The following is a 10,187-nucleotide window of genomic DNA, read 5'->3' as shown; positions in this document are numbered from 1 at the left end:
AAATCCTCGTCCCGGACATCGCCCTTCTTCATGACGAAGGCATAGGGCAGGCCGGTCTCGTCCATCCGGGCCGCGGCCTGGTCCAGCGCCGGGCCCAGCGTCTCGGTGGTGGCCGGGAAGGCGGCCTGCGGCACCTCGATCAGCTCCAGCAGATCCTGGGTGATGCGGCCCATCACCTCGTGCTGCGGCTCGTCCGGCAGGCCGGGCTGGCCGCGCCAGGTGGTGACGAACAGGGTCGGGATGCGGAACGGCGCGTTCAGCGAGGTCAGCGGGTTGACCGCATTGCCCAGGCCGGAGTTCTGGCACATGACGACCGTCCTGCGCCCGGCCAGCCAGGCGCCGGCGGCGATCGCCACCGCCTCGCCCTCGCTGGCGGCGCCGACATAGGTCAGGGCCTTGCTCGACAATACGCCGTTGATCAGCGGGGTCAGGAAGCTGCACGGGACCCCGGTGTAGAAGTCGTGGCCGCGCGCCTTCGCCGCTGCGATGAACTCGTCTGCGGTGATCATGCCGGTTCTTGTAGAATGCGACGGCCCGGGAGGGAAGCGGCGCGCGGACGCATGGCAGGGTCGCGCGCCGCCCTTTCCTCAGGTGAAGTTGCGGGCGTCGGCCAGGTCGCTCAGCGTGTCGACATCCAGCCAATGGGCGGTGAAGTACTGCACCACCACCGGATGCCGGGCGGCCAGGCGGGTCAGCAGCAGCGGCAGGTCCGCCGTCTCCAGCAGCCCCTCGGCCTCGATCCGGTCGATCTCCTCGCGCAGCCAGACCGAGCCCTGGGCGCTGAACCGGGCCAGGCCGATCCATTCGCCGCTGACCTCGCCGGCCGGGATCGACTCGGACATCGACTTCAGATGCACCGGGGTGTCGTCCAGGTAGCTGCCGGAATAGGGCCGGTCGGCGGCCACCAGGTCGCGCAGGGTCTTCTTGGCCTGCTTGACCGACAGGCTCATGGCGTCGACCGCCAGGACGATGTCGCCCTCGCTCGACATCAGCCCGTCCAGGATGTAGCGGCGGAACAGCACGTCGCCATAGGCCACCACCGTCTCGCCCTCCAGCGCCTTGCGCGCCTGGGCCAGGGAGTAGACCTCGCCGGTCTCGTCATAACGGTCGTTGTCGACCGTCTTGATGCCCGGCACCACCACCGCTTCCTTGCGGTAGCCGCGCACCACGGTGACGTCCTTCAGCCCGCTGCCGCCGAGGGTCGAGACCAGGCGCTGCAGCAGCGATTGGCCGCGCACGTCGATCATGCATTTCGGCTGATCGCGGGTCAGCTCGTCGCCCAGATCGCCGCGCGACGCGGCCAGCACCACGGCCTTCGGCGCCGCCTTGCCCGGCAGGTAGCGCCGCTCCGCCGCCTCCAGCTCGGCATTGCCGACCAGGGCGAAGATGTCGCGGACGCTGGCGACCCGGCCCTCGACCTCGCGCAGCGACTGGTCCTCGAAGATCTGCTTGGCCGTCTCGCGCATCGCGGTGATCGAGGAGCGCAGCAGGTGGTTGGCCCAGATCACCGTCGAGATGCCGGCCTGGCGGAACAGGTCGGTCGAGGTGGCGTAGTACATCGTCGGCACGATCACCACCGGCGACCGGTTGGCCCAGCGCTCGGTGAACTCGAAGATCTCGTTCGCGGTCGACTTCTTGGAATGGATCAGCACCGCGTCGGCGCCGGCGGCGTGGTAGGCCTCGGCCCGGCGCAGCGCCTCCTCCATGCCGCGGCCGGAGATCAGCGCCTCGATCCGCGCCACCAGCACGAAATCGTCATCGGTCTGGCTGTCCTTGCCGGCCTTGATGCGGCCGCAGAACTCCTCGATCTCGGCCAGGGGCTGCGCCTCGCCGATGAAGGAGTTGGTCTTCGGGAACAGCTTGTCCTCGATGCAGACGCCGGCGATCCGCCGCTCGCACAGCTTGCGCACGAGGCGGCGGACATTGTTGAAGTTGCCGTAGCCGGTGTCGCCGTCGACCAGGATCGGCAGCGTGGTCGCGTCGGCCATGTATTCCAGCACGTCCAGCACCTGGGTCCAGGACGCCTCGTTGCTGTCGCGCAGGCCCAGGCTGGCCGAGTTGGTCAGGCCCGAGGCCCAGATGCCGCGGAACCCGGCTTCCTCGACGATCTTGGCGGAGAGGCCGTTATGCGCCTCCATCAGGAAGGAGAGGGTGGGGGAGAAGATCTCCTCGCGCAGCGCCGCGAACACCGTCTTCGGGCGGTCGGCCTTGGCCGAGGAACCGCTGCCGGTCGAGCCCGCCGCGGCGGTGTCTTCCAAGGCCTTCATCGCTTCTTCACTCATGAAACCGGATGTCCGGGTTGCGGAATCTCGGCCGCCCGACGCCTTGCCGGGCCGGCAATTCGGCCTGTATCTTCGTTCGACTTCAGAAAAATGCAACCGGAGCATCACGGTCTTGTCATACTCCGATAGGCGGGCAGCCACCGCGATCATCCTCGCGGCCGGGGTCGGCCGACGCCTGGGAACGGCCGCCGGCGGGCCGAAGATCCTGCTCCAGTTCGGCGGAAAGTCGCTGCTGGAACGGCATATTGCCGCGCTGCATGCGAACGGGATCGAGGACATCTCGATCACCATCGGCCATGAGAGCGACTCGATCCGGCGCGAGATCGACCGGCTTGGTCTGGGCGGCCGGGTCAGCTTCGTCGAGAATCCGCGCTACCGCGAGGGCAGCCTGGTCTCGCTCTGGGTCCAGCGCGAGCGGCTGGCCACCGGCGCGCCCGTGGTGCTGATGGATGGCGACGTGCTGTACCCGGCGCCGATGATCGGCCGCCTGCTGGACGGGGCGGCGGAGAACGTGCTGCTGGTCGACCGCGAGATCGAGCCGGGCGACGAGCCGGTGAAGATCTGCTTCCGCGGCGACACCATCGTCGATTTCCGCAAGAAGCCCGAGCACGCGCATGACTGGCACGGCGAGTCGGTCGGCTTCTTCCGCTTCTCGCCCGACATGGCGCGTGCGCTCGGCGACCGCACGGACTGGTATGTGCGGGAGGGCATCACCACTGTTGAGTACGAGGAAGCGATCCGCGACCTGATCCTGGCCCATCCAAGCCGGTTCGGCGTGGCGGATATCAGCGACCTGCCCTGGACCGAGATCGATTTCGACGTGGATGTGGCCCGCGCGCAGCGGGAGATCCTGCCGCAGCTGGAGCAGTGAGAATGCCCGATTCCGTGAACCCCGGCGTCGCCGGCCCGCTGTCCGCCGAGGACCTCGCGGCCTATGCGCGCACCGGCTGGGTGGCCGCCCGCGGCTTCTTCGATGCCGCCGAGACCGCGGCGATCACGCGCTGGACGGAGGAGCTCAGCGCCATGCCCGAGGAGCCGGGCAAGCACATGGTCTATTACGAGCCGAGCCTGCTCGATCCGGCCAAGCGGGTGGTGCAGCGGATCGAGAATTTCTGCCCTTACCACGCCGCGTTCGACGGGCTGGTCCGGCACGGCCGGCTGTTCCAGGCGGTGGAGCAGCTGCTGGAGGCGCCGTCCTGCCTCTACAAGGAGAAGATCAACTTCAAGATGGCGGGCGGCGCCGGCTTCGAGCCGCACCAGGACCAGCAGGCCGGCTGGTCGCGCTACGCCCCGATCTTCCTGACCGTGATGGTCTCGGTCGACCGCGCCACGGTCGAGAATGGCTGCCTCGAGATGGCGGACATGCCGCGCCTGACCGGGCTGATCGGCGAGGAGTGGAAGCCGCTGACCGACGAGCAGATGGCCAGCTTCAAGCTGGTGCCGGTGCCGACCGAGCCGGGCGACGTGCTGTTCTTCGACAGCTACGCCCCGCATGCGTCGAAGCCGAACCTGACCGACAAGGCCCGGCGCATCCTGTACCTGACCTACAACCGCCTGGCCGATGGCGACCACCGCGAGCGCTATTTCGCCGAGAAGCGCGCCAACTTCCCGCCGGATATCGAGCGGCAGCCGGGCAAGGAATACAAGTTCCGGGTGTGAAGCCTATCGCGGCTTCCCTTTTCTGTCATTTCATTGCCGGGCTTGACCCGGCAATCCAGAGGGTGTCGACGCTCCCTGGATGCCCGGGTCAAGCCCGGGCATGACAACTTGGGGAGGCGGGATCCTTCAGCAGCCTGCAATTCTCGCCCGAGGATCCCATGCTCGACCGCCTGAAGGACCAGTTCGAGGACGCGTCATGCCGCTACGCCGAGACCAATGGCGTGCGACGTGACCCGGACTGGTTCCTGCTGAAGCTGCATGAAGAACTGGGCGAGCTGACCCAGGTCTGGAACAAGCTTACCGGCCGCGGCCGTATGCATGGCCGGCCCGAGGCGGAGCTGCGGCAGGCGCTGGCCGACGAGACCGCCGATGTGCTGGGCCACATCCTGCTGTTTGCCCGGGCGAACAGGATCGACCTGGCCGAGGCGGTGGAGCGCAAATGGCGCTTCCGGCCGGACGGGGACGCGGAGAAGGGCCACGGATAGGACAGTCTGTTTCCAATCGGACGATTGACCGGCCGCGCGGGGTGGCCATCTCTGCGGTAACTTTGCTTCGTGACCCAGAGATCCCCATGGCCCAGCCTCTCGAACTCGGACTCGATACCTTCGGCGACGTGACCACGGGGCCGGATGGCGCCCTGCTGCCGCATGCCCAGGTGCTGCGGAACGTGGTCGAGGAGGCCGTGCTGGCCGACCAGCTCGGCATCGGCTTCTTCGGCGTCGGCGAGCATCACCGCGCCGATTTCGCCGTCTCGGCGCCCGAGGTGCTGCTGGCGGCGATCGCGGGGCACACGACGCAGATCCATCTCGGCTCGGCCGTCACCGTGCTCAGCTCCGACGACCCGATCCGCGTGTTCCAGCGCTTCTCGACCCTGGACGCGGCGTCGAACGGCCGGGCCGAGGTGATCCTCGGCCGCGGCTCCTTCACCGAATCCTTCCCGCTGTTCGGCTTTGAGCTCAGCGACTACGAGACGCTGTTCGAGGAGAAGCTCGACCTGTTCGCGGCGCTGCTGAAGCAGGAGCCGGTGAGCTGGCAGGGCAGCACCCGGCCGCCGCTGCGCAACCAGAGCGTCTTCCCGCCGGTCGAGGGCGAACGCCGGCTGAAGACCTGGATCGGCGTCGGCGGCAGCCCGGAATCGGTGGTCCGCGCCGCGCGCTACGACCTGCCGCTGGCGCTGGCCATCATCGGCGGCGACCCGAAGCGCTTCCGCCCCTATGTCGACCTGTACCACCGCGCCTTCGAGCAGCTGGGCCGGCCGGTGCAGCCGATCAGCGTCCATTCGCCCGGCTATGTCGCCGACACCGACGCCCAGGCGCGGCAGGATCTGTTCCCCGACTACAAGAAGATGCGCGACAAGATCGGGGCGGAGCGCGGCTGGCCGCCGATGGGACAGGGCGAGTTCGAGCGCGAGGCCGAGCACGGCTCGCTCTATGTCGGGTCGCCCGAGACCGTGGCCCGCAAGATCGCCGCGACCGTCACCGCGCTCGGCGCCGTGCGCTTCCAGCTGAAATACAGCGCCGGTCCGCTGCCGCACGACAAGCTGATGCGCAGCATCGAACTGTTCGGCAGCAAGGTCATGCCGCTCGTCCACGAAATGCTCGCCGAGCCCGCCCGATAAGGCACCCGGCGCGACCGTCCTTTCCGTCATGGCGAGGCGCGCAGCGCCGTGGCCATCCAGGGCCGGTGCGAGCCGCCCCTGGATGGCCACGCCCCTTCGGGGCTCGCCATGACGGTTTACGCCAGCCGCTTTCTCGGACGGGCCCTGACTTTGCCGTTCGCGGCCCCGGCGGCGCGGACATGGTCGGCGGCGCGGAAGCCGGACAGCAGGCTGCCCTCGATCGTCGCCGGCAGGCCGGTGGCGGTCCAGTCGCCGGCCAGCCACAGGTTGGGGTAGGGCGTCGGGCAGCCCGGCCGCCTGGCCTCGTCGGCCGGGCTCTGGCGGATGGTCGCCCGCTTCTCCTTGATGATGCGATAGGCCGGCAGCGGGCCGGCCAGGTCCGGGAAGGCCCGCACCACATCGGCCCACAGCAGCGCCGCCAGCTCCTCCGCCGGTGCGTCGACCAAGCCGCGCGCGGCGCTGACGGTGGTGCTGGCGATGCCGGGGCGGCGGAACACCCAATGCGCGGTGCCGCCGACGATGCCGGCGATGTCGTGCGGCTCTTCCTTGAACGGAATGGCGAAGTGGCCGTTGACGATCGGCTCGTCGGCCTCCGGCGGCGTCAGCCCCGGCACGAGGCGCGCGGCGATCGCCGGCGGCACCGCCAGCACCACCTGGTCGTCCGGCGCCAGGGGCAGGGTGCCCTGGTCCAGCTCCAGCGCGATGATGCGGTCGTCCTCGAACTCCAGCGTCTTGATCCGCATGCCGGTCCGCACCGTCACCCGGTGCCGGTGCAGGAAGTCCAGCGCCGGGTTGATGAAGGTGTCCGCCAGGTCGGTGCGGGCGATCAGCGGGATGGTCTGGGCGCCGCCTTTGGCCAGCGTCTGCTCCACCACCGCCCACAGGCCGCGGGCCGAGGCCTCGTCGGCCGGGGTGTTGAGGGCGGAGACGGCCAGCGGTTCGATCAGGCAGCGATACAGCTCGCCCGGCGGCACCACGCCAGCCACCGTGTCCTCCGGCCCGGCCTTGGACAGGCGGCGCAAGGCGACGTAGTCGCGCGGCCGGGTCCCGGGCACCCGGCGCCCGGCGAGCAGCACCCACCAGGGCAGCCGGCTGCGGTTCGGCCGCACCGTGAACTCTTGGCCGCGTTCCAGGTCGACGAAGCGGAAGCCCGGCCGGGCCGGGGCCGCCAGCCGGTCGCCGGCGCCGATCAGGTCGAGATAGCGGCGGACGTTGCGGTTGCCCGACAGCACCAGGTGGTTGCCGTTGTCGATCACCCGATCCAGCGCCGGCTCGTGGAAGGCGCGGCAGCGGCCGCCGGGGCGGGGCGTGGCCTCGTACACCACCGCCGGGACGCCGGTGCGGGCGAGCTCGACCGCGGCGGCGAGGCCGGCCAGCCCGCCGCCGATGACATGGACCGTCATTTCAGCAGGACCGAAAGCAGGATGCCGATCTTCTCGCGCTTCGACAGGCGCGGCCGCACCGACCGGTCGGCATAGCCGCGGGCCTGCAGCCTCTCGAAGATCCGGCGATAGCTGTGCTGCATGATCAGCGCCGCCTTCATCCGCTTCTCCGTCCCCACCGGCATCAGCCCCGGCAGGGCGGCGTAGAGCGGCTGGATCTCGGCGGCCAGCCGGGCGCAGACCTGGGCGATGCGCGGGTCGGCGGCAATGGTCGGGATCGGCGCGTCGGTCGGGATCCCGGCCTCGCGCAGCCAGCTCTCCGGCAGGTACAGCCGACCCAGCCCGGCATCCTCGTCGACGTCGCGCAGGATGTTGGTCAGCTGCAGCGCCTCGCCCTGAGCCACGGCGAAGGCCTCGCTGGCCTTATCCGGGCAGCCGAAGATCTTGACCGCCATGACGCCGACGGTGCCGGCGACGCAGCGAGCGTAATGCGCCAGCCCGGCGCGGTCGGCGATGCGCACCTCGGCGGCGGCGTCGATGGTCATGCCGTCCAGCATGCCGTCGAACTCGGCGCGCGGCAGGTCGAAGCGGCGGATCGCCCAGATCAGCTCGCGGTCCAGCGGGTCTTCCCCCCGGCCGGCGAAGATCCGGTCCAGCCGCTGCCGCCACGCCTGCAGCTCGGCGATCTTCTCCGCCACCGACGCGCTGGAATCGGCGATGTCGTCGACCTGCCGGCAGAAGCCGTAGACGGCATAGATGGCACGGCGGCCGTCGGGCGGCAGGATGCGCATGCCGGAGGCGAAGGAGGATTTGGCGCGGAACACCGCCATCCGCACCAGCGCGGCATCGTCCAGCGGCCTGGCGCCGAAGGCCATCACCGACAGGCCCGGGCGCAGCGCCCGGGCGAAATCCGGCTTGCTCAGCGCCACCCGCGTCAGGATCGGGTCGCCCCGGCGCAGCCGCGCGGCCAGCTTTCGGGCCAGCCACAGCATGACGCTGACCTCCGCCGCCAGCGGGCGGGAGGTCAGCTGGCCGGGCAGGGTGGAGGCGGTGTCGAGCAGGACGTCGACGATGTCGAGGCAGCGGTCGATCACCGGACGGCGAAGCCGGGCGCCGGCCGCGTCGGCGGCGAAGAAGCGGTCGATGCCGCCGGCCGCGTCGATCCAGTCGGTCGGCACGTAGATCCGGCGCAGCTTGCGCCAGTCGTCGCCGCAATCCTGCAGGTGGTTCAGGATCTGCAGCACCGTGCACAGCGCGTCGCCGGCCGGGAAGGTCGATTCGGCCTGGCCATGCAGCCGCAGCAGGTAGCGCCCGACCGGGTTGGCCGAATAGCGGCAGTAGTCGACCAGGTCGTCCCAGGTCCGGCAGCTGCGATTCTCGGAATCGCGGCGGAAGGCGACCAGCAGGTCGCGGCAGTCGACCAGCCCGATTCCGGTGGCGGCGATCGAGACGCGCATCCGGGCGGCGGCCTCCGGCCCGCCCTGAACCAGCCCGGCATCCAGCGCGTCGAGCCGGGCCAGCTTCTCCGCCGTCGGCAGGTCGGTGTCGTCGCCGATATCGTCGGCGGCGCGGGCGAAGCGGTAGAAGGTGGCGATGTGCGGCCGGTGGCGCTTGGGCAGCAGCCAGGACCCGACCGGGAAGTTCTCCTGGCCGGAGGTCTTGCTGGCCGGCAGCTCCACGGCTTCGGCACCGGTGGACGCTGTGCCGGCAGGCAGGGAAGAATCGACAATGGCACGGTCGGCCGGCACGGTCATGATCGCCTGTCTTGTCTCGGCCGGGGCCGTTCGGGAAATGGTGGCATGGCGGCTGTCCGCCGCGCGGCCCCGGACCGCGCCACCAGATCGCAGACCCCGCTGAATTGTCAAGGCAAACGGCCACGGACCAACGGCCGCAGCAGGGGAGAGTTACGGCTTTTTCGGTTGCGGTCGGCGGTCCGCTTCGACAGTGTCGCCGCCATGATGACAGTGTCGCGACAGGCCGCGCTTCCGGCAGATCCCCGCGGGGACGAATGACCGAGATCGCCCTCGTCACCGGGGCCACCGGCTTCGTCGGCTCGGCCGTCGCCCGCGCGCTGCTGGCCGAAGGCCATCGGGTCAAGGCCCTGGCCCGCCCGAACAGCGACCGCCGCAACCTGGCCGGGCTGGATGTCGAGCCGGTGACCGGCGACCTCGCCGACCCGGCCTCGCTGGCGCCGGCGCTGAAGGGCTGCACCGCGCTGTTCCACGTCGCCGCCGACTATCGGCTGTGGGTGCCGGACCCGCAGGCGATGCTGCGCACCAATGTCGCGGGCACCGACGCGATCCTGCGCGCCGCCGCCGCGGCCGGGGTGGCCCGCGCCGTCTACACCTCCAGCGTGGCGACGCTGGGCCACCATGCGGATGGCCGGCCGGCGGACGAGACCACCATGGCCACCGAAGGCCAGATGATCGGCTTGTACAAGCGCTCCAAGTTCCTGGCCGAGGATGCCGCGCGGGACGCGGCGGCCGAGACCGGGCTGCCGGTGGTGATCGTCAACCCGTCGACCCCGATCGGGCCGCGCGACGTCAAGCCGACCCCGACCGGGCGGATCATCGTCGAGGCCGCGACGGGCCGCATCCCGGCCTTCGTCGACACCGGGCTGAACCTGGTCCATGTCGACGACGTCGCCCAGGGCCATCTTTCCGCCTTCGCCCGCGGCGTGCCGGGCGAGCGCTACATCCTGGGCGGGGAGGATTTCGCGCTCTCCGCCATCCTGGCCGAGATCGCCGCCCTTGTCGGCCGCAAGGCGCCGAAGATCCGGCTGCCGCTGGGGCCGATCTGGCCGGTGGCGCTGGCGGCTGAGACGGTGTCGCGCTTCACCGGCAGGGAGCCGATGGTGACGCGCGACGCGCTGCGCATGGCGCGCAAGACCATGTACTTCTCCTCGGACAAGGCCCGCGCGGCGCTGGACTACCGGCCGCGGTCGGCGCGCCAGGCCCTGGTCGACGCGCTCGACTGGTTCCGCGCCAATGGCTACCTGACATGATCGGCCTGATCCTCGCCCTCGCCAGCCTGGTCGCGTGGCTCAAGCTGTGGCTGGCCCAGGGCCGGTTCTGGGAGGCGACGACCGCGCCCGCCGCGCCGCCGCCGGCGGAATGGCCCGACGTGGTCGTGGTGATCCCGGCGCGCAACGAGGCCGAGGGCATCGGCGCCGCCGTCGGGTCGCATCTGCGCCAGGCCTATCCCGGCCGGCTGCGGGTGGTGGTGGTCGACGACCAGTCGGCCGAC

At 70.4% G+C, this 10,187-nt stretch carries 10 protein-coding genes; 6 read left to right on the top strand and 4 right to left on the bottom strand.

From position 1 onward, the window contains the following. Positions 1-509: thiamine pyrophosphate-binding protein (locus tag P409_RS15970; protein ID WP_034839048.1), on the bottom strand; the 509-nt coding region annotated here is incomplete at its 3' end. A gap of 78 nt (positions 510-587) precedes the next feature. After that, on the bottom strand, positions 588-2,267 hold the full coding sequence (gene aepX, locus P409_RS15965) for a phosphoenolpyruvate mutase (protein WP_052120735.1): 1,680 nt from the start codon (positions 2,265-2,267) through the stop codon (positions 588-590). A gap of 127 nt (positions 2,268-2,394) precedes the next feature. Here aepX and P409_RS15960 point away from each other — a divergent pair, with 127 nt between their 5' ends. The 4 genes from P409_RS15960 to P409_RS15945 all read left to right on the top strand — a co-directional run bounded on the left by P409_RS15960 (position 2,395) and on the right by P409_RS15945 (position 5,559). Beyond that, entirely contained in the window at positions 2,395-3,153 is a 759-nt protein-coding gene (locus P409_RS15960) for a phosphocholine cytidylyltransferase family protein (RefSeq protein WP_034839044.1), read from the top strand. Positions 3,154-3,155: 2 nt separating this feature from the next. Further along, complete coding sequence (locus P409_RS15955; RefSeq protein WP_052120733.1) at positions 3,156-3,941, top strand: phytanoyl-CoA dioxygenase family protein; 786 nt, start codon at positions 3,156-3,158, stop codon at positions 3,939-3,941. A 158-nt stretch (positions 3,942-4,099) separates the two neighbouring features. Next, positions 4,100-4,426, top strand: coding sequence for a nucleoside triphosphate pyrophosphohydrolase family protein (locus P409_RS15950; RefSeq protein ID WP_034839041.1), 327 nt, complete (start codon positions 4,100-4,102; stop codon positions 4,424-4,426). Positions 4,427-4,512: 86 nt separating this feature from the next. Beyond that, entirely contained in the window at positions 4,513-5,559 is a 1,047-nt protein-coding gene (locus P409_RS15945; RefSeq protein WP_034839038.1) for an LLM class flavin-dependent oxidoreductase, read from the top strand. A gap of 116 nt (positions 5,560-5,675) precedes the next feature. Here P409_RS15945 and hpnE read toward each other — a convergent pair whose 3' ends face one another. Both hpnE and P409_RS37135 read right to left on the bottom strand, forming a co-directional pair. Then, positions 5,676-6,962, bottom strand: a complete 1,287-nt coding sequence (gene hpnE, locus P409_RS15940) for a hydroxysqualene dehydroxylase HpnE (RefSeq protein WP_034839036.1) — start codon at positions 6,960-6,962, stop codon at positions 5,676-5,678. Next, entirely contained in the window at positions 6,959-8,695 is a 1,737-nt protein-coding gene (locus P409_RS37135; protein WP_081991544.1) for a squalene/phytoene synthase family protein, read from the bottom strand. Before P409_RS37135 ends, hpnE begins: the two co-directional genes overlap by 4 nt. A 254-nt stretch (positions 8,696-8,949) precedes the next feature. Between P409_RS37135 and hpnA the strand changes: the two genes are divergently transcribed. Continuing rightward, positions 8,950-9,945, top strand: a complete 996-nt coding sequence (gene hpnA / locus P409_RS15930) for a hopanoid-associated sugar epimerase (protein ID WP_034839034.1) — start codon at positions 8,950-8,952, stop codon at positions 9,943-9,945. Next, the coding region (locus tag P409_RS15925) for a glycosyltransferase (protein WP_034839032.1) at positions 9,942-10,187 on the top strand (246 nt) is incomplete at its 3' end. The genes hpnA and P409_RS15925, both read left to right, overlap by 4 nt.

The sequence above is a fragment of the Inquilinus limosus MP06 genome, from assembly GCF_000767795.1.
Classification (GTDB): domain Bacteria; phylum Pseudomonadota; class Alphaproteobacteria; order DSM-16000; family Inquilinaceae; genus Inquilinus; species Inquilinus limosus_E.
The sequence above is the reverse complement of the archived record's forward strand: the minus strand, read 5'-3'. Positions and strand labels throughout refer to the sequence as shown.

Bases quoted from the DNA above. Each gene is read 5' to 3' on its own strand.
- aepX (WP_052120735.1), bottom strand. From the start codon at position 2,267: ATGAAGGCCTTGGAAGACACCGCCGCGGCGGGCTCGACCGGCAGCGGT.
- hpnA (WP_034839034.1), top strand. From the start codon at position 8,950: ATGACCGAGATCGCCCTCGTCACCGGGGCCACCGGCTTCGTCGGCTCG.
- P409_RS15945 (WP_034839038.1), top strand. From the start codon at position 4,513: ATGGCCCAGCCTCTCGAACTCGGACTCGATACCTTCGGCGACGTGACC.
- P409_RS37135 (WP_081991544.1), bottom strand. From the start codon at position 8,695: ATGACCGTGCCGGCCGACCGTGCCATTGTCGATTCTTCCCTGCCTGCC.
- P409_RS15955 (WP_052120733.1), top strand. From the start codon at position 3,156: ATGCCCGATTCCGTGAACCCCGGCGTCGCCGGCCCGCTGTCCGCCGAG.
- P409_RS15950 (WP_034839041.1), top strand. From the start codon at position 4,100: ATGCTCGACCGCCTGAAGGACCAGTTCGAGGACGCGTCATGCCGCTAC.
- hpnE (WP_034839036.1), bottom strand. From the start codon at position 6,962: ATGACGGTCCATGTCATCGGCGGCGGGCTGGCCGGCCTCGCCGCCGCG.